Origin of the sequence: Methylosinus sp. RM1, from assembly GCF_011378635.1 — a bacterium.
GTDB classification, from domain to species: domain Bacteria; phylum Pseudomonadota; class Alphaproteobacteria; order Rhizobiales; family Beijerinckiaceae; genus Methylosinus; species Methylosinus sporium.
In genome coordinates this window covers 31,857-56,544 of the sequence record NZ_WOVC01000018.1, presented here as the reverse complement: position 1 = coordinate 56,544, position 24,688 = coordinate 31,857, and the positions used below count along the sequence as shown (strand labels likewise).

Sequence of the window (24,688 nt, the reverse complement as noted above, 5' to 3'; positions counted from 1 at the left end):
GAGCTTTCAACGGAAATAGGCGATGTCGGACTTCTATCGCATCAAGCGGCTTCCCCCTTATGTTTTCGAGCAGGTCAATCGGCTCAAGGCCAAGGCGCGCGCCGGCGGCGCCGACATCATCGACCTCGGCATGGGCAATCCCGATCTGCCCGCGCCGCGCCATGTGATCGAGAAGCTGGTCGAGACGGCCGGCCGTCCGCGCACCGATCGCTATTCCGCCTCCAAAGGCATCGCCGGGCTGCGCCGCGCCCAGGCCGGCTATTACGAGCGCCGCTTCGGCGTGAAGCTCGATCCCGAGACGCAGGTGGTGGCGACGCTCGGCTCCAAGGAGGGCTTCGCCAATATGGCGCAGGCGATCACCGCGCCCGGCGATGTGATCCTCGCGCCCAACCCCTCCTATCCGATTCACGCCTTCGGCTTTCTGATGGCGGGCGGCGTCATCCGCTCCGTGCCGGCCGATCCGACGCCGGAACTCTTCCACGCGTTGGAGAAGGCGGTCGCGCATTCCATCCCTAAGCCCATCGCCATTGTCGTCTGCTATCCGGCCAATCCGACGGCGACGGTCGCCTCGCTCGATTTCTACAAGGATCTCGTCGCCTTCGCGAAGCGGCACGACATATTCGTGCTCTCCGACATCGCCTATGCCGAGGTCTATTTCGACGATAATCCGCCGCCGTCGATCCTGCAGGTCAATGGCGCGATGGACATAGCGGTGGAGTTCTCCTCGCTGTCGAAGACCTTCTCCATGGCCGGCTGGCGCATCGGCTTCGCCGTCGGCAACGAGCGGCTCTGCGCGGCGCTGGCGCGGGTGAAGAGCTACCTCGACTATGGCGCCTTCACGCCGGTGCAGGTGGCGGCGACCGCGGCGCTGAACGGGCCGGACGATTGCATCAAGGAGATGCGCGCCATCTATAAGAAGCGCCGCGACGTGATGGTGGAGAGCTTCGCGCAGGCCGGCTGGCCGATTCCGGCGCCTTCCGCCTCCATGTTCGTCTGGGCGCCGATCCCAGAGCGCTTTTCCGGCCTGACCAGCCTCGAATTTTCCAAGCTCCTCATCGAGAAGGCGGATGTCGCGGTCGCGCCGGGCGTCGGCTTCGGCGAGCATGGCGAGGGCTATCTGCGTCTCGCGCTGGTCGAGAACGAGCAGCGCATTCGCCAGGCGGCGCGCAATCTGCGCCGCTTCTTCGAGGGCGCGGAAACGACGCTGCACAATGTCGTGCCGCTGCAGGCGCGCGGCTGACGCGCGCGACCGCCGCAGCGAGGGGAGGGGAGGGCGACATGCGTTTCATTCTTGTGGCCAGCGTCAGCGCCGGCGTCCTCGCGGCGAGCGCGGCTTTCGCGCTGGATAAGCCGCAGGATAGGCAGATCGAGCGCGGCCGCGCGATCGCCAAGGCCAATTGCAGCCGCTGTCATGCGATTGGGGCGCAGGGAAAAAGCCCGAATCCGGCCTCGCCGCCCTTCCGCACGCTGACCAAGAAATATCCGCTCGAAAATCTCGAGGAGGCGTTGGCCGAAGGCATAGTCGTCGGCCATGGCGGGCTGGATATGCCGCGCTTCGAATTCTCGCCGGCGCAAATAGAGGCGCTGCTCGGCTATATTGCGTCGATCCAGCGTAAATGACGCCGCCGAGCGGTGCGCATGATTTCTTAATCGATCCCGCGTAATTTTGTCGCATGGAGGATCGGGCGCATGTGGCGGCATGTGCGCGAAGGCATGACGCCGCTCCTTCATTCCGGCGCCGATCCGGCTGTCTGCGGCCGCGGAGATTCTCCGCGGGCCGACGCCCGCTCTCTCCCATCACATCTTCGCCGCCAGGACTAAGATCGTCTCCGAGCGGCCATTCCATTCGAGGCACTGTCGATGCGCCTGTCCATTTCCCGCGCCGCGAGCCTGCTCGCCGCCGTCGCTTTTCTCGCTTTCCTCGCGACGGCCGGCGCCGGGCGCTACATTCTCGACGAGCTGCGCATCGGCGGAAGCGCCTATGAGAAAATCGGCGCGGGCAAGGATTTCAACGCCGACCTCCTGCCGCCTCCGCTCTTCCTCGTGGAAGCCTATCTCGACGCGGAGCTCGCCGCCTCCTTCAAGCTGGATGCGGCCGAGGCGAAATCGCGGCTGCGGACGCTGCGCGAGAAATTCGACGAGCGTCGCGGCTTCTGGTCCAAATCGACGCTTCTGCCCGCGAGCCTCGTCGCGCTCGCCAATGGACCCGCCGCCAAGGAGGCCGACGCCTTCTGGCGCGAGATCGATATTTTCCTCCCCGCGGTCGAGCGTGGCGACAGCGCCGCAGTCAGCGCGTCGCTGGCGCGTCTCGACGAGCGTTTTTCGGCGCATCGCGCGCTCGTCGAGCGGCAGGTCGACGAGGCGAACGGTTTTGCGGCGTCGATGGAGAGTAACGCGATCTCGCTGGTCGGGCGCTATGATCTCGCGAGCCTCGCGGCGACCTTCGCCACTCTCGTCATGCTCGCCGGCGCCTCGCTTCTGGCGCATCGGCGCGTCGTGAAGCCGATCGTCGCGCTCTCCGATTACTCTGCCAAGCTCGCGCGCGGCGACAAGCTCGGCCAGCCGCCCTTCGCGGGGCGCGACGATGAGATCGGCCGGCTGCGCGACGCCATCGCCGTGGTTCACGACAAGCTCGAGGAGGTGCGCCTCGCCGAGGCGCGCGCCGCCGAGCAGAACGCCGCCGCCGCCGCCAAGCTGGAAGAAAAAGCCGCCGGCGCCAAATGGTACATAGAGAATCGCGACTTCTTCTTCGCCGAATATACGGCCGCTATGGAGCGGCTCGCCGAGGGCGACCTCGAGGTCCGCCTCGAGAAGGAGTTCATCAAGGATTATGAGAAGCTCCGCGCGCGCTTCAACGCCGCAGCGGAGCGTATGCAGCAAACGCTGCGCGGCATTGTGACGACGAGCGGCGCGATCGGCTCCAGCACGCGCGAGATCGCCCGCGCGGCGGAAGATTTGTCGCAGCGCAATGAGCGGCAGGCGGCGACGCTGGCGCAGACGGCCGCGGCCGTCGGCCAGATCACCGACACGGTGCGCAAGGCGGCCGAGAGCGCAGTCGAAGCGCGCGAGATCGTCGGCGACGCCAAGACCGACGCCGTCAAGGGCGAGAAGATCGTCGGCGAGGCGATCGACGCCATGGGCGGCATAGAGAAGTCCTCCGAGCAGATCGGCCAGATCATCGGCGTCATCGACGAGATCGCCTTTCAGACCAATCTTCTCGCGCTCAACGCCGGCGTCGAGGCGGCGCGCGCGGGCGAAGCCGGCCGCGGTTTCGCCGTGGTGGCGACGGAGGTGCGTTCGCTGGCCCAGCGTTCGGCCGAGGCCGCCAAGGAGATCAAGGATCTGATCGCCGTCTCCAATGCGCGCGTGCAGGATGGCGTCGCGCTGGTGGCCGAGACCGGCGCCTCGCTTCATCGCATCGTCGAGCAGGTCAATCGCATCGATGTCGTCGTCACCGGCATAGCGTCGAGCGCGGAGACGCAATCGACCGGCCTGCGCGAGGTGAACACGGCGGTGCAGGAGATCGATCAGGTCACGCAGAAGAACGCGGCAATGTCTGAGGAGACCAATGCGGCGACCCGCTCGCTCGCCGAGGACAGCGCCGAGCTGGTTCAGCTCGTCTCGCGCTTCAAGATCGGCGCGATCGAAACGCGCGCGCCGTCGAGGCCCATGCTGAAACGCGTCGCGACCGCGCGTTCCGGCTCCGCCCTCCGCAAGGAGGCTGTGCAGGAGGAGGAATGGGCGGAGTTCTGAGCGCGGCGGGCGCGCGAAATAGCGAGCAGGGAGCGGGCCGCTCCCCGCTCACATCGCCCCCGACTCAGCGTCCGAAGCCGCCGCCGCCCCCGCCGAAGCCGCCCCCGCCATAGCCGCCGCCGAATCCGCCTCCGCCGCCCCGGCCGGGGAAGCCCCCGCCCGATTGCGGCGCCGGCGATTGCGATCCCCCGCTCGGCGCTTGCGCCCGCGCCAGCTCTTCCTGGAAGACGCGGCAGCTCTTCTTCCTGTCGTAGCGGGCGAAGAAGGGGCTCGGAAAGGCCAGAAACTCCGCGCGCGTCACGCGGCCCTTTCCGGCCATGTCGAAATAATCGAATGTGGCGGAGCGAAACACGACGCTCGCGCGGGGAATGATCTCGAAATCCTGTGCGTCGATGAATCCGCGCTTACGCTTGTCGGCGAGGCGGAACATGCGCTCGAGATATTGCTTCCATTGCTCGCAAGTATAGACGCCGCCGGCGCCGCCCCATTCGCTCGATGTGGCGAGCACGTCATCCGCCCCGCCGCCGCCTGTCGGCCCGCGCGGCGCGTCGATCGGAACGCCGCGCGGTCGATGCTGCTGCGCGAGCGCTGCGCTCGAAACCAAAGCCAATAGACCGGCCGCCAGCCGGACCGCCGCACGTCCCATGGGATGACCTCCAGTGTCTTCGTCGGTCGATCGCGCGCCGCGAGAGAGCCGACAGCTCTGCAATATCACGAAATCGCCGCGCCCGGTCTCTGCTCGATTTCCGCGGGCAGACGAAAGCCTCGCGTCGCGCTATAGACGCTCTGCCCGCCGGGACGGAGTCGCCGCGCCATGACGAAAATCCTTTCGCGCCTGCCGATTTTCCTTCTCTTCGGCCTCATCGGTCTCCTTCCCGCGCGAGGTCAGGAGCGCTCCATCGTTCCGCTGAATGTTATCCATGGCGCCGATGGCGGCGGGCGCGCCTATGTCACAATGCGTTTCGGCAATGTGATGGGGCCGATGCGGCTCGACACAGCCGCCTCCACCAGCCGCATCAAGCTCGCGCCCTGGAATGCCGGCTTTCCGGCGCTGGGCGCCAGCGTATCCACCAGCGCCTCGGGCGTCGCTTCCCGCTGCGAGGATGTGGAGGCGGCCAATGTCGAGCTGAAGGCCGCGCAGGGCAATAATATCGGCCGGGCCAAATATCGCGTCACCCGCTGCGCGACCTCGGACGGGGACGATCTGCTCGGGCTCGATTTCTTCCAAGGCGCGCGCTTCTCGCTCGATCTCGAGAGCGGCGAGATGGTCTTTTTCCCGCAGGGCGACGGCGCGGGCTGGCGGCCCTTCCGAAGGCTGTGGCCGGATCAAAAGCTCGTCGGCCTCGAGGCGCGCCTCGGCAAGACGGCGGCGCTCGGCCTCTTCGACACCGGGGCCGAAATCTCCGCCGTCGATCGCCGCTTTCTGGAACGGCACAGAGCGCTTTTCGTCCCGGTGAAGAAAAAGGCCAAGGTGAGCGAGGCCTCCGGCAAGAAGATCGACGCCAAAGTCTACAAGGCCAAGGAGATAGACATAGGCGCGGGACGCGTGCTGAAGGACGTCGTCTTCGTCTCCTATGATTTTGGGCCTTTGCGCGAGGCGCTCGGCGGCGAGGCGCCGATCATCCTCGGCTTCGATATATTGAGCCGGTTTCGTTGGGAGCTGGATTTCGGGGTGGGGGGGCCGCGGTGGAGGGTCGTGGGGAGGTAGGGGGCCAAGTATGGGCGGGTGCCCGCAAGACTTTGGTCCAATCGTGCCTCTTGGTCCATCGTCCGCCTATCGAGTTCCTTCCAAAGCTCCGAAGAACGGTTTAATACCGTTCGCGTAAGATGGAACACCGAACTCGGGATGGCAGATGATTTCAGGACTTGAATTGAAAGCCGGATCGACTCCTAACGCTTCGAGCTTAAAGATTCAGACGACCCCTATAACCATTTTTGTAGGGCCGAATAATTCGGGGAAGAGCCGCGTCCTGAATGAGATAGAGCAATTTTGCTCGACGGGCTCGATCTCTCAAGACAATGTCGTGTTAGCAGGGATGACGTTCTTTCCAATTGAGGCTGAACGAATAGAGAAACTGATCGCAGAAATCACTGTAAAACCGATCCAAGGTGAAAATATTCCGATCGGTCATGTGATCGTCGGCGGCAAAAGAGGGCGACAAAGTGTTAATTGTGAGCAGCTAAAAGAATGGATGCTCGCACCGGAAAATAACAAGCGTCCGTTCTGTAATTCCTTCCTTCGCCATACACTATTGAAACTTAACGGCCCGAACCGAATCAATCTCGTGAGCGAGCAGGCTACGCAAGATCTGCAGGGGACACAGCACCAAACGCTAGGTCTCCTGTTCACAGATGACACGAAGCGTTCCGAGGTAAGACGGATCGTATATGAAGCTTTTGGTATATACCTAGTCGTCGACCCAACAAACTTGGGCCACCTGCGGATAAGGCTATCTACTCGCGCTCCATCCAACGCGGCCGAAGAGCGTGGTATTGATCAGGTTGCAGTCAAATTCCACTCTGAAGCAAATTTGATCGCTGAGGCAAGTGACGGAGTAAAGGCATTTACCGGAATTATTGCTGAGGTAGTTGCTGGCGACCCTTCTATTCTTCTTATTGACGAGCCAGAAGCGTTCCTTCATCCGTCGTTATCCTATAAGCTCGGGTTAGAGCTGTCAACTGCCGCAAATAAGTCAGATAAGAGGGTATTCGTTTCGACACACAGCGCAGCGTTTTTGATGGGGTGTATTCAGTCTGGTGCTCCGGTTAATATTGTGCGTCTGACCTATCGGGGCGGGGTCGCTACGGCTAGAGCACTTCCAAGCGCTGAAATTATAAGCCTTATGCGTAATCCGCTGCTGCGTTCAACTAACGTTCTTTCGGGTCTTTTCTATGAGTCCGTCATCGTTACAGAGTCGGATGCAGACAGAGCATTCTACCAGGAGGTCAACGAAAGACTGCTTCGGTCGAAACCCGAGTGGGGAATTCCAAACTGTTTGTTCCTCCACGCGCAAAACAAGCAGACCATTCCAACGATTATCAAGCCGCTGCGGAAGCTCGGCATTCCCGCGGCGGGCATCGTCGACGTGGATGTTCTGAAGGAAGGCGGTTCGGTTTGGACGGGATTGCTTGAGGTTGCGGGGATCCCTGACTTAGAACGCCAACCGCTTGCCACCACGCGCAGCGCCTTAAAGGCGGCCATGGACGCAACGGGGAAGGACATGAAACGAGACGGTGGTTTGGCGATATTGACTGGGTCGAACAAAGAAGCCGGCGAAAATCTCCTGAAGAAGCTTTCGGAATATGGGATGTTCGTTGTTCCTGGGGGCGAACTCGAATCGTGGCTTTCGGCTTTGGAATTGACGGGGCACGGCCCACAATGGTTGATCAAGATATTCGCGGCCATGGGAGAAGACCCGGATGCAGATAATTACCTGAAACCAGGTAGGGATGATGTATGGAAGTTCGTTTCTGAAATACGTGACTGGATGACAAACTCCCATAGGAAAGGAATTCCTTCTGAGTAAAACGAGATAGCAGTGGGCCAACGTCGGCTTGGAGTCACGGAACCGTTGGTCGACCCGATTCAAGTTCAGCAGCTCTGGGCCGCCACAATCTCCAACTTGTCGTCTGCTCCGCCCTTTGCGCCAGCCGCGGCTTTTCGCTAATAGACTGACGGAGCCGTCAGAGGAAAGAAATGTCCCAAATTCCCGACTTCAGCAAAATCGCCTTCGCTCCCGTCGCCGCGACCCCGGCCGAGGCCGCCGAGCCGCGCCGCTGGAGAACGCCTGAGGGCATAGAAGTCAAGAATTCCTACGGCCCGCAGGACATAGACGGGCTCTCTTTCATCGATGGATTCCCCGGCGTCGCGCCCTATGTGCGCGGGCCTTATCCGACCATGTATGTCGCCCAGCCCTGGACGATCCGCCAATATGCGGGCTTCTCAACGGCCGAGGACAGCAACGCCTTCTACCGCCGCAATCTCGCCGCCGGGCAGAAGGGCCTCTCCATCGCCTTCGATCTCGCCACCCATCGCGGCTATGACAGCGATCATCCGCGCGTCTCCGGCGACGTCGGCATGGCGGGCGTCGCCATCGATTCCATCTATGACATGCGCACGCTCTTCGACGGCATTCCGCTCGAGCAGATGAGCGTGTCGATGACGATGAACGGCGCCGTTCTGCCGGTTCTCGCGCTGTTCATCGTGGCGGGCGAGGAGCAGGGCGTGCCGCCGGCGCAGCTCACCGGCACGATTCAGAACGATATTTTAAAAGAATTCATGGTGCGCAACACCTATATCTACCCGCCGTTTCCGTCGATGCGCATCGTCTCGGACATATTCGCCTACACCAGCAGGAATATGCCGAAGTTCAACTCCATCTCCATCTCCGGCTATCACATGCAGGAGGCCGGCGCTTCCGCCGATCTGGAGCTCGGCTACACGCTCGCCGATGGCGTCGAATATGTGCGCGCCGGCGTCGCCGCGGGCCTCGATATCGACGCTTTCGCGCCGCGGCTCTCCTTCTTCTTCGCCATCGGCATGAATTTCTTCATGGAGGTGGCGAAGCTCCGCGCCGCGCGCCTCTTGTGGGCGCGGCTGATGAAGGACCTCGGCGCCAAGACCGAGAAGAGCATGACGTTGCGCACTCATTGCCAGACCTCCGGCTGGTCGCTCACCGCGCAAGATGTTTACGTCAACGCCATCCGCACCAGCGTCGAGGCGATGGCGGCGACTCAAGGGCATACGCAATCGCTGCACACCAATGCGCTGGACGAGGCGCTGGCGCTGCCGACCGACTTCTCCGCCCGCATCGCCCGCAACACCCAAATTGTTTTGCAGGAGGAGAGCGGCACCACGCGCATCATCGATCCTTGGGGCGGCTCCTTCTATGTGGAGAAGCTGACCGCCGAACTCGCCGAGGCGGCGTGGAAGCACATCGAGGAGATCGAGAGCCTCGGCGGCATGGCCAAGGCGATCGCCGCCGGCCTGCCCAAGCAGCGTATCGAGGAAGTCGCGGCGAAGACGCAGGCGCGCATCGACACGGGACAGCAGGTCGTCGTCGGCGTGAATAAGTTCCGCCCGGACAGCGACGTCGCGCCGGATGTGCTGAAGGTCGACAATTCCGCCGTGCGCGCCGCGCAGATCGCCAAGCTCCAGCGCCTGCGCGCCGAGCGTGACGAGGCGAAGACGCAAGCAGCGCTCGACGCTCTGACGGAAGGCGCCAAGGGCGACGGCAATCTGCTGGCGCTGGCGATCGAGGCCGCGCGCGCCAAGGCGAGCGTCGGCGAAATCTCCTTCGCGATGGAAAAGGTCTTCGACCGCCACAAGCCCAAGGCCAATGTCATTTCCGGCGTCTATGCGCGCGAGGCGGGCGCCGATTGCGACAAGGTCGCGCGCGTGCGCAGCATGACGGCGGCCTTCGCCGAGAACGACAAGCGCAAGCCGAAGATTCTCGTCGCCAAGCTCGGCCAGGACGGACATGATCGCGGCCAGAAGGTCATCGCTTCCGCCTTCACGGATTTGGGTTTCGAGGTCGTCATCGGCGATCTCTTCGCGACGCCGGAAGAAGTGGCGAAGCGCGCCGCGGAAGAACAAGTGCATATCGTCGGCGTGAACACGATGACCGCCGGCCATCTCGCTCTGACGCCGGAATTGCGCGACGCGCTGAAGGCGGCCGGGCGCGAGGAGGTGATGATGGTCGTCGGCGGCGTCATTCCCGAGCAGGATTTCCAGGCGCTCTACGACGCCGGCGCCGCGGCGATCTTCCCGCCCGGCACCAATATTCCGGAAGCCGCCGAGAAAGTGCTGCAAGAGCTGAACATCCGCCTCGGCTATGCGCAGCGGGAGACGGTTCGGCAGTAGGCTCGCATCGCGACAGCCTCGAAAGCTATCAGGCCGAGTTCGCCTCGGTCGTCGTCGCTGCGGCGCCCGGATCGCCGGGCTCTGTCTCCCAGGCGACGCCGGGAATGGCGACGATGCGCCAGCCGCGCTGGTCGAGCCTGCACACGATCGCCTGCCGCTCCTCCATATAGGCGAGCAGCCGCCGCGCCCGCCCGGGCGAGCGCGTGCCATAGGCGCTGGCGACATCGGCGTCGGACGGGCAGGGGCGGCGGTCGAAGGCCGCGCGCGCCAGCGACAGAAAAACGCCCTGCATATCCTCCGGCAGCGCGCCCGCCATTGCGAGCACCTCGGCCCAGGGCGAATCCTCGGATTCGGCTTCGGCGAGCTCGATGCCGGCATGGGCCACGGCGAGGCGACGGCGGAAGGCGGGCAGGCTCAAAGGCTCGCCGCCGATGCGGCGAATTCGGCAGCGCACCAGAAAATCCTGATAGAGCACGGCGATGGTGCGGAAATTGGCGTCGCTGTCGCTCAAAATCTCGCGCAGCGCCGAATCGATCGCGGCCTGACGCTGCTCGGGCGAGATGCTCGGCGGCGGCTCGGCGGCGGGCGGCGCCGGCGGCGCGCTGCGGGCGAGCCGCGCCAGCACATCGGCGGTCGGCGCGGGCGGCGGCGGCCGGCGCGGCGCCTCGAAGCGCGCTTCATTGGCGCCGGGCGTGAAAATGAGATGCGCGTCGTCGGCGCCGGCCTCCGGCAGCGGCAGCAGCCTGGGGCTGACATTGCGCGCGGAAGTCTCCACCGGGCCGATGCGCACGGGCAGCGGCCGGCGCGCCATGGCCGGACCGAGGGCGACGAAATTGCCGCTCTGCAAATCGCGGAACATTTCCGCCTGCCGTCGCTCCATGCCGAGCAGATCGGCGGCGCGCGCCATGTCAATGTCGAGAAAGGTACGTCCCATGAGAAAATTGGACGCTTCCGCCGCGACATTCTTGGCGAGCTTGGCGAGCCGCTGCGTGGCGATGACGCCGGCGAGGCCGCGCTTGCGGCCGCGACACATCAGATTGGTCATGGCGCCGAGCGAGGCCTTGCGCGCCTCGTCCGACACTTCGCCGGCGACGGCGGGCGCGAAGAGCTGCGCCTCGTCCACCACGACGAGCAGCGGATACCATTGGTCGCGCTCGGCGTCGAAGAGCCCGCCGAGAAAAGCGGCGGCGGCGTGCATCTGCTGCTCGGCGTCCAGCCCCTCGAGATCGAGCACCACGGAGACCCGGTGCTGCCGCGCCCGCGCGGCGATGCGCGTGAGATCGGCGATGCCGCAGCGGGCGTCCACCACCACATGGCCATAGCGCTCGGCCAGCGTGACGAAGTCGCCTTCTGGATCGATGATCGCCTGCTGCACCCAGGGCGCGCTCTGCTCCAGCAGGCGGCGCAGCAGATGCGATTTGCCGGAGCCGGAATTGCCCTGCACCAGAAGGCGCGTCGCCAGCAGCTCCTCGAGATCGAGCGTTGCGACGCCGCCATCGGCGCGGGTCCCGAGATCGATGGAAACCTTGGCGGGCGCCGTCATCGCGGCGCCGCTCCGGCCGTGAAGGAGGGAAAGATCATGGCGCAGAGTTAAACATCGATTCGCGCCGCCCGTTCAACCACACCGCGGCGCCTGTGGACAAGAGCGCTCGAAGGCGCCTGGATTTTGGCCTGTCGCTCGACAGGATCTCGACATATACTGTGAGTATATAGCTGAGGTCGACAAGGGGTCGCGATGCGCTGGCGTGAAGCGGGAGTTGTGCTCTGCCTGTCTTTTTCGACGATTGCCGCGCGCGGCGACGAGTCCGATCAGCGCGTCGCCGTCGCCATGACGGCGCCGGAGAAGGCTTTCGTTCTCGGCCAGATGCGCCTTTTCGTAAAGAGCGTCGAGCAGATCGTCTCGGCGCTCGCCGTGAGCGATAGAGTGACGGCCGCGGAGGCGGCCGCTGCGCGCGGCGCGCAGCGCTTTCAGGCGGAAAACGCCATGCCGCCTGCGCTCGGACCAAAATTTCCGGAGATATGGCGCAGCTTCGGCCAACCGATGCGCAAGGGCTTCGACGAATTGGCCAAGGGCCTCACGGAAGGCGAGAAAGAGACGCGCTCGCTCGCGCGTCTCGGCGAGCTGATGCGCAATTGCGTCGCCTGCCACGAATCCTATCGGATCGTCGACGCGCGCGACTGAGCGCGACGCATATCAGCGCTCGCGCATTTTGGCGAAGGCGGCTTTGCCGGCTTCGCTCATGTCCTGCCTCAGCCCGACGAACATTCCTTCGATCATCGTGGTGACCGCGCGCGGCGCCGTCTCCGGCTCGCCGGCGGAAAAGGGCGGCTCCGGCGCATATTGCGCCAATAGCTGCACGCCTTCCGCGTAAGTGCGGTCGCGCAGCTGCGCGACCAGAGCCAGCGAGAAATCGAGCCCGGCCGTCACGCCTTCCGCCGTTATGCGATTGCGATCCTGCACGACGCGGCCATTGGCGGGCGTCGCGCCGAAAATCGGCAGCAGCGGCTTCGTCACCCAATGCGAGGTCGCGCGATAGCCGTCGAGCAATCCCGCCGCGCCGAGCAGCATGGAGCCCGTGCAGACGGAGGTGACATGGCTCGCTCTGCGTCCCGCCTCGCGCAGAAAGGCAAGAGTCGCCTCGTCGCGCATGGCCGCGAGCGTGCCATTCGAGCCGCCGGGTGCGCAGAGAATGTCGATTTCTTTCACATCCTCGAAACACGCCGAGGGGGTGAAGACGAGGCCTGTGTCGCTGCGCACAGGCTCCTTCGTCTTGGCGACGATCTCGATCTTCGCGCCCATCAGATTGGCGAGCATATATTGCGGCCCCACCATGTCGAGCGCGGTGAAGCCGGGATAGATCACAAAGGCGATCTTCTCCTTGCCCATCCAATGCGCCGGCATGGAGGACATGTCGTGCGAGGATGCTGCGGCTCGCGCAGCGCTCGGGCGAAACGTGGGCGCGGCGCTCGCGAGCAATGCCGCGAAAGCCGCAATTCCTTCGCCGAAACGGCGTCGATCGATATGGCTGTCCATGTCGCTCATCGTCGCTCCTACATGCGCGCGGAGAGTGTGGCGAAGAAGGTTCGTCCTTCCGCCGCCGCGAGATTTCCCGAGAGATAGGGATAGGCGGTGAGATAGCGCCGATCGCCGAGATTCTTGGCGTTGAGCGCGAAGGTGAAATTCTCGTGCTTGTAAGTGAGCGCCGCGTCGAAGACGACATAGCCGCTGGTCATCCACGGCTTGCCGAGCTCGATCACTTGTCCAGAGGAGGCATAGAGGCCGGCGCCGAGCGACCATCCCGCGAGCGCGCCGGTGAAGGCGTAATTGCCCCACAGTCGTCCCGAATCCGCCGGCGCCAGATTGAGCGGCACATTCTGCAGCTTCGGATTCGCATTGCGCGAGATTTTCGCGTCGATATGGGCGTAGCTCGCGAGCACGGAAAATTCCGCGGTCGGCTGCCAGACGAGATCGGCCTCGAAGCCGGAGGAATGCCATTCGCCGGCCTGCGTCTGCGTGAGGCCGCCGGGCGCCGTCGTCGGCACATTGGTGCGCTTCAGATCGAAAAAAGCGAGCGTGCCGGAAAGGCCATAGAGTCCGTCGAGCTTGACACCCGCCTCGAATTGCTCGGAGCCTTCCGGCTTGGGCGCCGCGCCATTCGGACTGTTGAAGAAAGTGACGGCGCGCAGGCCCTGCGAATAGCTTCCATAGATCGACAGCCAATCGAGCAGATCATAGGTCGCGCCGGCGCGCGGCAGCACTTTGGTCTCGCTGGTGGAGAAAGTCTGCGGCGGCGAATAAGCGCCCTCATAGCTGTCGATGTCGATCATTGCGACGCGCAAGGCGCCGAGGAAATGCAGGCGATCGAAGATCGTCGACTGCAATTGCACAGTGGCGCCGGCGTTCTGATATTGATTATTGCTCCGATTGAACACCGTATAGCCGGACTGTCCGGGCAGCGGATAGGCGTAGAGCGGAAAGACGGGGGAGCGGAAATCCGTCGGCTGCGGAAAGCCGAACGCTCCGTAAATGCTCGAATCCGGTCCGGCGGCGTAGGAAGCGGCAAGCTGGCCGCGCTCCCAGACGCGATTGAAATCGCCGCCGACGAGCAGCCGGTTTTGCGTCGGCCCGGCGTCGAATTTGGCGACGACATTGGAGGTGATGGCGAATTCCTCGAGCTGCTGCGCGAGTATCGTGTTCAGCATGACGAATTGACTGGGCCCGCCATAGGCGCCGAAGAAAGGATCGACCGAATAATTCGGCTGATTGCCGCCGAAGGGAATCTGCGAAGGTTCGTACATTCGCGAAGATGTCCAGCGTGCGCTGGTGAAGGTCGAGAAAGTCTCGTCGAAACGATGATCGAAGCGAATGGTGACGCCGGAGGATTCCGTCGTCGCATCGGGAATTCGCGAATTGGCGAGGAAGCTCGTCGGCCGCAGCGAATAGAAAGAGCGGTCGATCGTCCCCGTCGCCGGCAGGCCGGGGTAATCGGGCTGGTCGCGCCGCGACACATGGCCTTGGATCGTCAGCGAGGTGTCTTCGTTGGGCGCGAATTTCAGCGTCGGATCGATCGAATAGCTGCGGCGATGCACGACGTCTATGTTGGAACGCGTCGATTCATATTGCGCCGTCACGCGGAACAGCACGCTCTTATCGGCGGTGAGCGGCTGATTGACGTCTATATAGGGGCTGACGAAACGATAGCCGCCGGCGCGCACGCCGGCTTCCGCGAAACGCTCCGCCGTCGGCATTCGCGACACGATATTGACGACGCCGCCGACGGGGCTCGCGCCGCCCTGGAACAAAATGCTCGCCGGGCCTTTGATCACCTCTATGCGCTCGACGTTGGCGAGAAGATCGCGCACGCCGAGATCGTAATAGTTCGGCAATCCGTCCACATAGCGCTCGGCGCGCATTCCGCGCAGGCTCGGCCCTATGCCGCCGGGATACCGCGGATCGATCGCAATCAGGCCCGAGACATTGCGGAACGCCTCGCTCTGCGAAACGGCCTGGCTGTCGTCGATGAGCTTGCGCGGAATCACCTCTATCGACAAAGGCAGCTCTTTGATCGGCGTCGGAAGGCGCGTCGCCGTCGCGGTCTCCGCCCGATATCCGCGCACCGGGCCGGCCGTGGTCTGCACTGTGGCCGGTCCCTGCCGCTCCGCTTCGGCGCTGCGTCTTTGCCGCGCCGCGTCTATGTCGATCGGCGGCAGCGCTTCCTGCGCGAGCGCCCCGCCGCCGAGAAGAACAATGGCCAACGCATTCGCGCCGACGCTTCGCAGAAGATCGCGATCGAGCATAGGGCCTCCTTTGTCGCTCAATTCGTCCCGAAGGACACGCCGCATCGCCGCCGGGCGTAGGAAGCCAACCTTTCATGGAGATAACATGGGCGGGCGAGGACGTCGATTTCCGCTCGCCGCCGCCGGTTGCCCTCGATGCGCGCTTTGTCCTATGCTCTGTGCCTTCGCGTGCGGCGGAGCGACGAAACAATGTCACGAATTTTCTTGCCGAGCGGCGCGTCTCCCGAGCGCGCGGCGAGCGAGGGCGCGCCCTGATGCGTGTGCTGCTCGTCGAGGACGAAGCGGAGATGGCCCATGCGCTCGCGCTGCGGCTCGGGCGTTCGGGCTTCATCGCCGATCATGTCGGCACTTTGGAGGATGCGCGCGAGGCGCTCGCCTGCCATCGCTATGGGCTCGCCATTCTCGATCGCCGTCTGCCGGATGGCGATGGTCTCGAGCTCCTGCCCGAATTGCGTCGTCTGCAGCCGGACGCACGCATTCTCATTCTCACCGCCTGCGAGGCGGTGAGCGAGCGCGTCAGCGGGCTCGACGCCGGCGCCGACGATTATCTCGCCAAGCCGGTGGACTTCGACGAATTGATGGCGCGCGTGCGCGCCTGCCTGCGCCGCGCCCTGGGCGCCGTCGCTCCGCCCGTCGTCATCGGCCGACTCTCCTTCGATCTCGCGGCGCGCGAAGTTTTCGTCGATGGCGCGCCCGCCGTGCTGCACCGGCGCGAGCTCGCTCTGCTGGAGACGCTCGTGCGCAGCGCCGGCCGCATCGTGCTGCGCGCGCGGCTCGTCGAGGAGGTCTATGGCTTCGACGACAATGTCGACGTCAATGCGCTGAACATTTTGGTGTCGCGCTTGCGCAAGCGGCTCGGCGATCTCGGCGCCGAGGTCGAGATTCATTCGGCGCGCGGCATCGGCTATATGTTGGCGAGAGCATCCTCGTGAGGCGCCGTCGCTCGCTCGCGCTGCGCTTGATCGTTTCTCTCGCGGTCGTACAGATGGTCGGCATTTTGCTTCTGGTGCCGATCACCGATTTTCTGATCTCCGCCTCCGGCCTCGCGCCGGGCTGGCAGGTCGCGCCCGACGATTGGGGCGAGCATCGCATCTATGGATTGGTCGCGCGCTCGGTGACGAAAACCGAGACCGGCGAGGCCATTCTCGCGCCGAGCGCTGCGCTGCGCGCCTATCGCGAGGTCAATCCGCAAGCGCGTTACGCCGCCTTCGATTGCAATGGCGCGGCGTTGAGCGGCTCGGCGCCGGAACTGGTCGAAGCGCTCGGCGGCCTCGATCGCATCGGCGCGACGACGCTGAAGTTCCGCATTCCGGGCGACGCCGATCCTCGCGCCCGTGGTTTTTTGCGGCGCGCGCCGGCGGCCGTCGGCGCCTGCGCGATCGCAGCCTATGATTATCGTTTCGCCTGGGACGATCTTTTTGCCGTGGCGGCCTTGTTCCTGACGCCGCACAGCGCCGCTGTCGTCGCGCCCGCCGTGCTCTGCGCGCTCGCCATCGCATGGATCGTCGTGCGGCGCGGTCTTTCGCCATTGCGCGCCGCCGCCGCCGATGTGGCGGGGATCGATGTGAACACGCTGCACAAGCGCATCGAAGCCGATGACGCGCCGAAGGAGATCGCGCCCTTCATCGAAGCGGTCAATGACGCGCTGACGCGCCTCAATGCGGGAGTCGCGGCGCAGCGTCGCTTCACCGCCAATGCGGCGCATGAGCTGCGCACGCCGATCGCGATCATGCGCGCCCATGCGGACAATCCCGACGACGCTGCGTTTCGGCGCGATATGAAGCGCGACATTCGCCGCGTGCAGACGATCGTCGAGCAATTATTGGCGAGCGCGCGATTTTCGATGCGCGACGCTCGCGCCGATGTCGACATGGATCTCGGCGCCGTCGTTCTCGCAATGGTCGCCGATCATACGCCGCTCATCATCGAGAACGGCCGGCGCATCGAATTCGAGCCGCCACGCGAGCCGACGATCGTCACGGGCGACGGATGGGCGCTCGAATGCGTCGTCGCCAATCTTCTCGACAATGCGCTGCGCGCCGAACCGCGCGGCGGCCTCATATTGGTCCGCGCGTCGTCGACCGCGGTCGTCGAGGTCGTCGATCATGGCGCCGGCGTTCCGCGCGCCGATCGCGAGAAGATTTTCGAGCCGTTCTGGCGGCGCGACAATAAGAGCAATGGAATCGGCCTCGGTCTCGCCATTTCGAAGACGCTCGTCGAGCAGATGGGCGGATCGATCGGCGTGGACGAAACCAGCGGCGGCGGCGCCACCTTTCGCATCACGCTGCGCAGAAGAGCCGCCCAGAGCAGCGAGGCGCCCGGCCGTCCGCTCGCGGACGTCGCCGACGCGAGGCGCCGATCCGAGGATGCGGCCTGAAATAGTCGGCCGGAGCTCGGCTGCGCGAAGAGGCGCGATCGAACGAGACGAGGAGGCTTGACGGCTCCAAAAATGTTCCATATATGTTCTGTTGTTCGGTAAATGTTCTTTGCGTCGGTAAACAAGTCCCCTCGAGTTGTAAGCGTCGCATCGAGGCTCGCGGTCGCGAGGCGCCCCAGTGTCGCGCATGGGCGTGTCGCGCCGCGAGCCGAAGCGACGCCGCGAGCCGGCGAAAGGCCGGCGGAGTAGGCCGGCAAGGAGATTGTCGCCATGGCGAGCTCGGCGAAACGTCTGATCGAAAAATCGGAAAAAAGCGACTGGCGCCAAGCGGCGCAGCTGAGCCGGGAGGCGATCGGCGCAGTGGTGAATTTCACCTCCGAGGAGCGGCCGATCGTCGATCCGGCGCGGCGGCGCGGGCGCGGCGCGCTCTCCAATGAGAGCGGCCGTTTCGAACGCGAGCGGCGCGTCGAGACCGATGACGGCTGGAGCGCGATCGAGGAGCTCGGCGAGTTCCGCACCAATGTCCATGCCGAGCGGGCGAAGACGATCATCACGCGCAACGACTCGCCGGATATTTCCTTCGATCGCTCCATCAATCCCTATCGCGGCTGCGAGCATGGCTGCGTCTATTGCTATGCGCGGCCGAGCCACGCCTATATGGGCCTCTCGCCGGGCCTCGATTTCGAGACGGAGATTTTCGTCAAGGAGGGCGCGGCGCAATTGCTGGAGCGCGAATTGTCGGCGCGCAATTATTCGCCGAAGACCATCGCTATCGGCGCCAACACCGATCCCTATCAGCCGCTCGAAAAGCGCTATCGCGTCACCCGCGGCCTGCTCGAAGTAGCGAGCCGCGCCGATCATCCGATCGGCATAGTGACGAAGAGCTCGCTGGTCGTTCGAGACATCGACATTCTCGCGCCCATGGCGCGCAAGGGCCTCGTCAAGGTCGCGATCTCGGTGACGACGCTCGATCCGGCGCTGGCGCGGGCGATGGAGCCGCGCGCCGCCTCGCCGGAGCGCCGCCTCGCCACGATCGAGCGGCTGGCCGAGGCCGGAATTCCGGTCGCGGTTCTGGTCGCGCCGATCATTCCAGCGGTCAATGACGCGGAGATCGAGACCATATTGACGCGCGCCCACGCCGCCGGCGCGCGCGAGGCCGGCTATGTGATGCTGCGCCTGCCGCTCGAGCTGCGGGAGCTGTTCAGCGAATGGCTCGTCACCCATTTCCCGGCCAAGGCCCGGCATGTGCTGTCGCTGGTGCGCTCGGCGCGCGACGGCAAGCTCTATGATCCCTCCTTCGACAAGCGCATGACGGGGGACGGCCCCTACGCATGGATGATCGGCCGCCGCTTCGAGCTCGCTTCGACGCGGCTCGGCTTCTCTCGCACGCGGCTGCGCGCCGATCTTTTTCGGCAGCCCAGCTGCGGGGCCGAGCAGCTCAGCCTTTTTTGACGGCCCGCTCGCCGATCGATTGCCTCGATCCCGCCGCTGTGTTTTTTTCAGCCGCCCCCTTTTCGACCGAGCCGAGCGCATATGCCCCCACATTTTCTCACCGAAACGCGCATTCTGCGCGACGGCGCTCGGCCGGTCGCCGGCGTCGACGAGGTCGGACGCGGCCCGCTCGCGGGACCGGTCGCGGCGGCGGCGGTGATTCTCGATCCACGCCGCCTGCCGGAGGGGATCGACGATTCGAAGGCGCTGTCGGCCAAGGCGCGGGAGGCGGCCTTCGAGCGCATCGCCGCGAGCGCGCTGGCGATCGGCGTCGCTTTCGCCAGCGTAGAGGAGATCGACCGGCTGAACATCCGCCGGGCGACGCTGCTCGCCATGGCGCGGGCGGTGGCGGCGCTGCATGTCACGCCCAATTACGTCCTCGTCGACGGCCGCGATTTGCCGAAGCTCGCTTGCCCGGGCGAGGCGATCGTCAAAGGAGACGCGCTGTCGCTTTCTATCGCGGCGGCGTCGATCGTCGCCAAAGTCGCGCGCGACCGCCAGATGCGCCGGCTCGCCGCGCTCTATCCCCATTACGGATTCGAGACCAACGCAGGCTATGGCACGGCGGAGCATCTCGCAGCCCTGCGCATACATGGCCCGACGCCCTTCCATCGCATGAGCTTCGCGCCGCTGCGGGAGCCGCGCCTCGGCGGCGCCGGCGTGTCATGATACTTCGTAAATAACTGGTGAACTTGCGATTTCTTAACGAAGGCGTGCGGAAAAGAGACAGCCGCGCACGGGCTCTCTAAACCCGGCTTTTACCGCGATCGGGCATTGTTCGCAGCGTTGGTTGCGTAGCCGGTGATTGTCCATGAGTAGCGCGCGCGTCGGGGCGGCCCGCCCCAAGTCCCAGATAAAGGTCTCGCGTACTGGGATGTCGAATTTCGGGTCGCCTCGCGCGCCGAAGCGCGCGATGTCGCGTAACGAGGTGGTCGTCGGCGACAGCGTCGAGGCGATGCTCGGCCTGCCGGAGGCGAGCGTCGATCTCGTCTTCGCCGACCCGCCCTATAATCTCCAGCTCGCCAGCCGGCTCACCCGGCCGGATCAGAGCGTCGTCGACGCGGTCGACGACGATTGGGACAAATTCGCCGATTTCGCCGCCTATGACGCCTTCACCCGCGACTGGCTGGCGGCGGCGCGGTGGGCGATGAAGCCGAGCGCCACTATTTTCGTCATCGGCTCCTATCACAATATATTCCGCGTCGGCGCGATCATGCAGGACCTCGGGTTCTGGATATTGAACGACATCGTCTGGCGGAAGAACAATCCCATGCCCAATTTCCGCGGCCGTCGCTTCACCAATGCGCATGAGACGCTGATCTGGGCGGCGCGCGACGCTTCGGCGCGCAATTACACCTTCCATTACGAGGCGCTGAAGGCCGGCAACGAGGATTGCCAGATGCGCTCGGACTGGCTGCTGCCCATCTGCTCGGGCGGAGAACGCCTCAAGGATTCGGCCGGCCGCAAGACGCATCCGACGCAAAAGCCCGAGGCTCTCCTCGCCCGGATCATGCTCGCCGCTTCCAATCCCGGCGATCTCGTGCTCGATCCCTTCTTCGGCTCCGGCACGACCGGGGCGGTCGCTCGGCTGCTCGGCCGCGATTATCTCGGCATAGAGCGCGAGCAGACCTATGCCGAGGCGGCGCGGGCGCGAATTGCGGCGATCACGCCGCTTCCGGCCGAGGCGGTGGCGCCGGCGCCCTCCAAACGCAATGAGCCGCGCATCGCTTTCGCCAGCGTCGTCGAGGCGGGGCTCGTCGCCCCCGGCGTGACGCTCACCGACGCCAAGGGGCGCCACAAGGCCGTCGTGCGCGCCGACGGCGCTTTGGCGATCGGCCCGATCGTCGGCTCGATCCATAAGACCGGAGCGCTGGTTCAGGGCCTGCCGGCCTGCAACGGCTGGACCTTCTGGCATTTCGAATCCGGCGCCGGTCTCGCGCCGATCGACGAATTGCGCGCGGTGGCGCGCGCACGTCTGCGCGACGCCGCGGAATAGTCGCATCGCGGCGATGCGCGGACCAACGCCCGCAGCGGAGGTCACATGCGCCTCGGGAATATTTTCGTCGATCTGCCGGAAAAGGCGGAGCAGGAGCAGTTTCTGCCTTTGCTCGCCGCGCCGGGCGTCCGCCTCGAGCGAATCGTCTCCTTCGGCCAGGCCAGTCCGCCCGGCTTCTGGCACGATCAGGAGGAGGCCGAATGGGTGATCCTGCTCGCTGGCTCCGCCGGTCTTCGATTCGCCGATCGCGACGAGGTTCTGACCCTCGCGCCCGGCGATTATCTCGAAATCCCCGCGCATCGCCGCCATCGCGTCGAATGGACCGATGCGACGCTGCCGACCGTCTGGCTCGCCGCACATTTTCGCGCCGACGGCGCCTGAGCGCCCGACAAACGGTCGGAAACCGCCACTGTTATATACGCTACAATATAGGTGCGTCGCGTGATCGGGCGCTGTGAATTTTTTTATCATATTGAAAAATAATAATAATATATCCGCCTTAGCGCTGGCGCGCCGCTTGCTTCCGACTGCCCAGATCAGGAGTGAGCGATGCGCCCTCGACACGAAATTGCGACGCCGCGGCGGAAACGACCGCTGGCCGTCATTTTAGGAACGAATGAGATCGCCTCGGCGGTCGCCGTGCATATGAATCGGATCGGCTGGGCCTGCGTGCTCAGCCATGATGCGTTTCCGCCGGTCATCCGCCGCCAGATGGCGTTCAACGACTGCCTCTATGGCGAGCGCATCACGCTCGAAGAGGTAGAGGCCGAACGCGCCGATTCGACGATCGAACTCGTCGAAATTCTCGACTACACGACCAAGGTCGCCGTGACGCCGCTGCAGTTCCACGATCTCGTGGCCATTCGGACGGCCCATGCGCTGGTCGACGCGCGGATGCAGAAATATCGGGCCACGCCCGATCTGCGCCATTTGGCCAAAGTGGCGGTCGGCCTCGGGCCCAATTTCGCCGTCGGCCGCAATTGCGACATTGCGATCGAGACCAAGCCTGCGCAGGCGGGCCTCATTATCCAGGAGGGGGCCACCGAGCCGGCGGACCATGTCCCCAATCGTCTCGGCGATGTCGGCGAGGAGCGCTTCGCCTATTCCCAAAAGCCGGGCCTGTGGCATTCCGCCGTCGATATCGGCGTCCGCGTGTTCAAGGATTTCGTCGTCGGCCATTTGAACGGCGAGCCGGTGACCGCGCCGCTCGACGGCGTGCTGCGCGGCGTCGTCCGCGACGGGCTGCATATTCCCGCCGGGGTCAAATTGCTCGAGATCGATCCGCGCGGCCGCTCGGCCAAATGGACCGGCATAGACGAGCGTTCGGCGCTGGTCGCGAGCGGCGTCAGCCGGGCGATCCGCATCGAACTCGCCAAGCAGAATGCGACGCGGATCGAGGGGCCCTTCGTCGCCCACTGACAATCCTGTCCCGTATGTGACAGCGGCGTCGTATTTCAGCTATATTTTGTTCGATACAGATCGCGGCGTCTTAAGGAGGCCCGGGACGATGCGAACAGACGCGGATGCGCCGCAGGTCGGCGTGATTTTGAAGCTGCCCAATGGCGGAGTTCTCGCTCCGACGGACCTCGAACTGATCGACGCGTTGCGTAAGGAGCGATCGATCATCGGGGCGAGCCGCGCGCTCGGCGTGTCCTATCGCAAATGCTGGCTGTCGGTGGATGCGCTCAACCGCACTTTCGAAAGTCCGGTGGTGGCGACGTTTCCAGGACGACGCGAGGGCGGGGCGGAGATCACGCCCTTCGGCGAGCGGCTGGTGAGCGTCTATCGCTCGATCGAGCGCCATGCCGCCAATTCGGCCAAGCGCACCTTGGACGAGATCATCGGCGCGCTCGATTGGTCCTATCAGAAGACGGCCAGTGACGCGGAAACGGAGCCTCGTCGGGATCGAGCGTCCGGCCGCTGATCGCGACAGCCTTGATCATGGCCCAGGCCGAGAGTCCCTCGACCAGCGCCAGGCGCTCCACCGATTCATGGGTGATCAGCGCGTCTATGCGGGTGCCGCCGAGCGACAGGCTCGCGCGCGTGAAGGGCGGCGGCAGAAAATCCAGCTCGACGATCTCGGCCGGCAGGCGATTGAGGATGGAGACATCCATCGGCCGCGAAAGGGCGAGGGAGACGTCGAGGGCGTCGATCTCCACCTCGATCGCGGCTCCGACGGCGGCGTCGACCAAGGGCACGCGCAATTCGCCGCCGGCGAAAAACAGCGTGGAAAGGCCGACGTCCGGCTCGTGCCGCAGCACGCGCGCCGGGAAGATCGATACGTAATCGTGGGTCTGCGCAAAGAGCGGCGTCTTCTTGTCCAGCATGATCGCCGAACTAGCGAGAAATACGCCAATCTCATATTTTATGGGGGAAATGCGCGTTTTAGCGATGAAAATGCGCGATCCGGCGGCTTTTTCGCCGGGATACGGACGCCGCGCGGCGGCGTCCGTTTCGAATGCTCAGTTCGGATTGCGGGCGGCGATCGCCTCATATTCCACGCGCGTCAGGCGGAAATAGCCGCGGCCGCCGGCGCGCGTCTCGAATTTGGAGCCGGCGCGCTCGCACAGCAGCTTGAACCAGGCCTGCTTGTCGAGATGGGCGGGAAGGCCATTGATTTCCCAGACGGTCGTATCGGGGCGGAAACGCACCATGATTATAACGTTGTCGCCGACCGCGGTCGCGACGGAGACGTCCTTTTCCGCCGGCTCGGCAGCCGGGGGAACAATCGCGACATGGCCGACTTCCGTCGAGACCTCTGAAGAAACATTCGGTTGCACATCGTCCTCCATCTTCGCCGTGTTGCGCGGCGCTCTCTGTTTCCCGGGCTTCGACGGATCGGCGAGCCGACGTCTCGTTCCGAGGCGCTCCTTTCTATGCGAGCCGTATACCAGAATATATTGCAAAGCTTCCAAGCTGGCGCGTCTTCGCCTGCGGCATAAGGTCACCCTCGCTACGAGCCTCGCGAACGCCGACGTCGCGCGATCGGCGCCCTTTCCGCGCGAAGGGCCAGATTCTTGCTAGTCTCAAAAATCCGTATCACCTCAGCCGAAGTGAGCCGTCATGTCCGACAGACATTCCTGCGTTCTCGTTCTCGGCATCGGCGAAACGGCCTCAGCCATCGCGCGTGAGCTGTTCCTCGCCGATCATATCGTGGCTCTCCACGAGGCGGCGCCGCCGCCGGATCTCCGCCGCAAGATGACCTTCGCGGACGCCTGGTTCGACGGTTCCAGCGTGCTCGAGGGGGTGGAGGCGCGCCGCGCCGATCTCGTCGCCGAATTCATGCTCGGCCTGCGAAGCCGCATGTTCGTTCCGGTGCTGACGCATCCGCTCAATGAAATATTGGAGCGATGGCCCTGGGAAGTCGTCGTCGACGCCGAGATGACGCCGCGCAAGGAGCCGTTCTCCATCAAAAATCTCGCCGGCCTCACCATTGGCGTGGCCCCCGGATCGATCCCCGGCGAGAATTGCGATCTCGCAATAGACGGCTATGGCAAGGATCCCGGCGCGATAAGGCGCCCCGACGAGGGGCCCGGGCCGAGCTGCGAGGCGGACCCGCCGGACGCCGAGCCGGTGCGCGCGCCGATCGCCGGACTGTTCAAAATGTTCAAGGATATCGGCAATGTCGTCGAGGCCGGCGAAGCTTTCGGCGCGATCGACGGCGTTCCGGTTCCCGCTCCCTATGGCGGCCGCATTCGCGGCATCGTCAAGCAGGGCCGGGCGGTGGCCGTCGGCACGCCGCTCGCCGATATCGCCGCCTCCAGCGGGGCGCAGGTCGCCGGCATGAGCGCGCGCAATCGGCTCATCGCCCGCGGCGTTTCTTTCGCGATCGAGATGCAGGCGGAAGGTTGGACGCCCTTTTCCTGGGACGCTTTTCTCGAAGGCGGCGGCGGCCTCTCGATCTGAAGGC

22 protein-coding genes are annotated in these 24,688 nt (G+C 64.6%); 16 read left to right on the top strand and 6 right to left on the bottom strand.

Going from position 1 to position 24,688, the window contains the following annotated elements; translation table 11 throughout:
• The first annotated feature begins 22 nt into the window (after positions 1-22).
• The 3 genes from FMZ75_RS13490 (at position 23) to FMZ75_RS13480 (ending at position 3,753) form a co-directional block, all read left to right on the top strand.
• On the top strand, positions 23-1,240 hold the full coding sequence (locus FMZ75_RS13490) for an LL-diaminopimelate aminotransferase (RefSeq protein ID WP_142863374.1): 1,218 nt from the start codon (positions 23-25) through the stop codon (positions 1,238-1,240).
• Positions 1,241-1,278: 38 nt separating this feature from the next.
• Positions 1,279-1,620, top strand: coding sequence for a cytochrome c (locus FMZ75_RS13485; RefSeq protein ID WP_166143487.1), 342 nt, complete (start codon positions 1,279-1,281; stop codon positions 1,618-1,620).
• Positions 1,621-1,860: 240 nt separating this feature from the next.
• Positions 1,861-3,753, top strand: coding sequence for a methyl-accepting chemotaxis protein (locus FMZ75_RS13480; protein ID WP_166143485.1), 1,893 nt, complete (start codon positions 1,861-1,863; stop codon positions 3,751-3,753).
• A gap of 64 nt (positions 3,754-3,817) precedes the next feature.
• On the opposite strand, the gene FMZ75_RS13475 is transcribed toward FMZ75_RS13480, so the two are convergent.
• Positions 3,818-4,399 carry an EF-hand domain-containing protein gene (locus FMZ75_RS13475; protein ID WP_166143425.1) on the bottom strand — a complete coding sequence of 194 codons (582 nt, stop codon included), beginning with the start codon at positions 4,397-4,399 and terminating at the stop codon, positions 3,818-3,820.
• Between the two features lie 168 nt (positions 4,400-4,567).
• Between FMZ75_RS13475 and FMZ75_RS13470 the strand changes: the two genes are divergently transcribed.
• The 3 genes from FMZ75_RS13470 to scpA all read left to right on the top strand — a co-directional run bounded on the left by FMZ75_RS13470 (position 4,568) and on the right by scpA (position 9,616).
• Positions 4,568-5,461: a retropepsin-like aspartic protease gene (locus tag FMZ75_RS13470; protein ID WP_166143483.1), complete on the top strand. Its 894-nt coding sequence runs from the start codon at positions 4,568-4,570 to the stop codon at positions 5,459-5,461.
• Positions 5,462-5,606: 145 nt separating this feature from the next.
• Entirely contained in the window at positions 5,607-7,280 is a 1,674-nt protein-coding gene (locus FMZ75_RS13465; RefSeq protein WP_166143481.1) for an ATP-dependent endonuclease, read from the top strand.
• Between the two features lie 170 nt (positions 7,281-7,450).
• Entirely contained in the window at positions 7,451-9,616 is a 2,166-nt protein-coding gene (gene scpA, locus FMZ75_RS13460; protein WP_166143479.1) for a methylmalonyl-CoA mutase, read from the top strand.
• Positions 9,617-9,644: 28 nt separating this feature from the next.
• Here the strand turns inward: scpA and FMZ75_RS13455 are convergent, their stop codons facing one another.
• Complete coding sequence (locus tag FMZ75_RS13455; protein WP_166143477.1) at positions 9,645-11,159, bottom strand: ATP-binding protein; 1,515 nt, start codon at positions 11,157-11,159, stop codon at positions 9,645-9,647.
• A 192-nt stretch (positions 11,160-11,351) separates the two neighbouring features.
• On the opposite strand from FMZ75_RS13455, the gene FMZ75_RS13450 reads away from it, so the two are divergent.
• The gene (locus FMZ75_RS13450; protein ID WP_166143475.1) at positions 11,352-11,798 is read left to right on the top strand and encodes a cytochrome c; all 447 of its coding nucleotides are present in this window, start codon (positions 11,352-11,354) and stop codon (positions 11,796-11,798) included.
• A 12-nt stretch (positions 11,799-11,810) separates the two neighbouring features.
• Here FMZ75_RS13450 and FMZ75_RS13445 read toward each other — a convergent pair whose 3' ends face one another.
• Positions 11,811-12,659: a DJ-1/PfpI family protein gene (locus FMZ75_RS13445; protein ID WP_370464718.1), complete on the bottom strand. Its 849-nt coding sequence runs from the start codon at positions 12,657-12,659 to the stop codon at positions 11,811-11,813.
• 8 nt (positions 12,660-12,667) lie between these two features.
• On the bottom strand, positions 12,668-14,914 hold the full coding sequence (locus FMZ75_RS13440) for a TonB-dependent siderophore receptor (RefSeq protein WP_166143473.1): 2,247 nt from the start codon (positions 14,912-14,914) through the stop codon (positions 12,668-12,670).
• A 254-nt stretch (positions 14,915-15,168) separates the two neighbouring features.
• Between FMZ75_RS13440 and FMZ75_RS13435 the strand changes: the two genes are divergently transcribed.
• From FMZ75_RS13435 to FMZ75_RS13400, 8 genes are all read left to right on the top strand, one after another.
• Positions 15,169-15,846, top strand: a complete 678-nt coding sequence (locus FMZ75_RS13435; protein ID WP_142863364.1) for a response regulator transcription factor — start codon at positions 15,169-15,171, stop codon at positions 15,844-15,846.
• Positions 15,843-17,291, top strand: coding sequence for a HAMP domain-containing sensor histidine kinase (locus FMZ75_RS21930; protein WP_166143471.1), 1,449 nt, complete (start codon positions 15,843-15,845; stop codon positions 17,289-17,291). Before FMZ75_RS13435 ends, FMZ75_RS21930 begins: the two co-directional genes overlap by 4 nt.
• Before the next feature lie 270 nt (positions 17,292-17,561).
• Positions 17,562-18,743 (top strand): PA0069 family radical SAM protein, encoded by a 1,182-nt coding sequence (locus tag FMZ75_RS13425; protein ID WP_166143469.1) that lies wholly within the window; start codon positions 17,562-17,564, stop codon positions 18,741-18,743.
• A gap of 81 nt (positions 18,744-18,824) precedes the next feature.
• On the top strand, positions 18,825-19,451 hold the full coding sequence (locus FMZ75_RS13420) for a ribonuclease HII (RefSeq protein WP_166143467.1): 627 nt from the start codon (positions 18,825-18,827) through the stop codon (positions 19,449-19,451).
• A 142-nt stretch (positions 19,452-19,593) separates the two neighbouring features.
• Positions 19,594-20,778, top strand: a complete 1,185-nt coding sequence (locus FMZ75_RS13415; protein ID WP_305075991.1) for a site-specific DNA-methyltransferase — start codon at positions 19,594-19,596, stop codon at positions 20,776-20,778.
• 45 nt (positions 20,779-20,823) lie between these two features.
• A complete protein-coding gene (locus tag FMZ75_RS13410; protein WP_108916933.1) occupies positions 20,824-21,159 on the top strand; it encodes a cupin domain-containing protein in 336 nt (111 codons plus the stop codon).
• Between the two features lie 168 nt (positions 21,160-21,327).
• A complete protein-coding gene (locus FMZ75_RS13405; protein ID WP_166143463.1) occupies positions 21,328-22,197 on the top strand; it encodes a xanthine dehydrogenase in 870 nt (289 codons plus the stop codon).
• A gap of 88 nt (positions 22,198-22,285) precedes the next feature.
• Positions 22,286-22,702, top strand: coding sequence for a winged helix-turn-helix domain-containing protein (locus FMZ75_RS13400; RefSeq protein WP_166143461.1), 417 nt, complete (start codon positions 22,286-22,288; stop codon positions 22,700-22,702).
• Here FMZ75_RS13400 and FMZ75_RS13395 read toward each other — a convergent pair.
• Complete coding sequence (locus FMZ75_RS13395; RefSeq protein WP_166143459.1) at positions 22,617-23,105, bottom strand: TOBE domain-containing protein; 489 nt, start codon at positions 23,103-23,105, stop codon at positions 22,617-22,619. The two genes, FMZ75_RS13400 and FMZ75_RS13395, sit on opposite strands and share 86 nt — an antisense overlap.
• Positions 23,106-23,240: 135 nt before the next feature.
• On the bottom strand, positions 23,241-23,558 hold the full coding sequence (locus FMZ75_RS21345) for a hypothetical protein (RefSeq protein WP_207783436.1): 318 nt from the start codon (positions 23,556-23,558) through the stop codon (positions 23,241-23,243).
• 283 nt (positions 23,559-23,841) lie between these two features.
• Here FMZ75_RS21345 and FMZ75_RS13385 point away from each other — a divergent pair, with 283 nt between their 5' ends.
• Positions 23,842-24,684, top strand: a complete 843-nt coding sequence (locus FMZ75_RS13385) for a hypothetical protein (RefSeq protein WP_108916929.1) — start codon at positions 23,842-23,844, stop codon at positions 24,682-24,684.
• Positions 24,685-24,688 lie beyond the last annotated feature (4 nt).

What these genes read in the sequence shown, in the direction of transcription:
- FMZ75_RS13485 (WP_166143487.1), top strand. Translation starts at nt 1,279, where the DNA reads ATGCGTTTCATTCTTGTGGCCAGCGTCAGCGCCGGCGTCCTCGCGGCG.
- FMZ75_RS13415 (WP_305075991.1), top strand. Translation starts at nt 19,594, where the DNA reads ATGAGTAGCGCGCGCGTCGGGGCGGCCCGCCCCAAGTCCCAGATAAAG.
- FMZ75_RS13445 (WP_370464718.1), bottom strand. Translation starts at nt 12,659, where the DNA reads ATGAGCGACATGGACAGCCATATCGATCGACGCCGTTTCGGCGAAGGA.
- FMZ75_RS13440 (WP_166143473.1), bottom strand. Translation starts at nt 14,914, where the DNA reads ATGCTCGATCGCGATCTTCTGCGAAGCGTCGGCGCGAATGCGTTGGCC.
- FMZ75_RS13465 (WP_166143481.1), top strand. Translation starts at nt 5,607, where the DNA reads ATGATTTCAGGACTTGAATTGAAAGCCGGATCGACTCCTAACGCTTCG.
- FMZ75_RS13395 (WP_166143459.1), bottom strand. Translation starts at nt 23,105, where the DNA reads ATGCTGGACAAGAAGACGCCGCTCTTTGCGCAGACCCACGATTACGTA.
- FMZ75_RS13480 (WP_166143485.1), top strand. Translation starts at nt 1,861, where the DNA reads ATGCGCCTGTCCATTTCCCGCGCCGCGAGCCTGCTCGCCGCCGTCGCT.
- FMZ75_RS13405 (WP_166143463.1), top strand. Translation starts at nt 21,328, where the DNA reads ATGCGCCCTCGACACGAAATTGCGACGCCGCGGCGGAAACGACCGCTG.
- FMZ75_RS13450 (WP_166143475.1), top strand. Translation starts at nt 11,352, where the DNA reads ATGCGCTGGCGTGAAGCGGGAGTTGTGCTCTGCCTGTCTTTTTCGACG.
- scpA (WP_166143479.1), top strand. Translation starts at nt 7,451, where the DNA reads ATGTCCCAAATTCCCGACTTCAGCAAAATCGCCTTCGCTCCCGTCGCC.
- FMZ75_RS13470 (WP_166143483.1), top strand. Translation starts at nt 4,568, where the DNA reads ATGACGAAAATCCTTTCGCGCCTGCCGATTTTCCTTCTCTTCGGCCTC.
- FMZ75_RS13385 (WP_108916929.1), top strand. Translation starts at nt 23,842, where the DNA reads ATGTCCGACAGACATTCCTGCGTTCTCGTTCTCGGCATCGGCGAAACG.
- FMZ75_RS13420 (WP_166143467.1), top strand. Translation starts at nt 18,825, where the DNA reads ATGCCCCCACATTTTCTCACCGAAACGCGCATTCTGCGCGACGGCGCT.
- FMZ75_RS13455 (WP_166143477.1), bottom strand. Translation starts at nt 11,159, where the DNA reads ATGACGGCGCCCGCCAAGGTTTCCATCGATCTCGGGACCCGCGCCGAT.
- FMZ75_RS13410 (WP_108916933.1), top strand. Translation starts at nt 20,824, where the DNA reads ATGCGCCTCGGGAATATTTTCGTCGATCTGCCGGAAAAGGCGGAGCAG.
- FMZ75_RS13400 (WP_166143461.1), top strand. Translation starts at nt 22,286, where the DNA reads ATGCGAACAGACGCGGATGCGCCGCAGGTCGGCGTGATTTTGAAGCTG.
- FMZ75_RS13490 (WP_142863374.1), top strand. Translation starts at nt 23, where the DNA reads ATGTCGGACTTCTATCGCATCAAGCGGCTTCCCCCTTATGTTTTCGAG.
- FMZ75_RS13435 (WP_142863364.1), top strand. Translation starts at nt 15,169, where the DNA reads ATGCGTGTGCTGCTCGTCGAGGACGAAGCGGAGATGGCCCATGCGCTC.
- FMZ75_RS13425 (WP_166143469.1), top strand. Translation starts at nt 17,562, where the DNA reads ATGGCGAGCTCGGCGAAACGTCTGATCGAAAAATCGGAAAAAAGCGAC.
- FMZ75_RS13475 (WP_166143425.1), bottom strand. Translation starts at nt 4,399, where the DNA reads ATGGGACGTGCGGCGGTCCGGCTGGCGGCCGGTCTATTGGCTTTGGTT.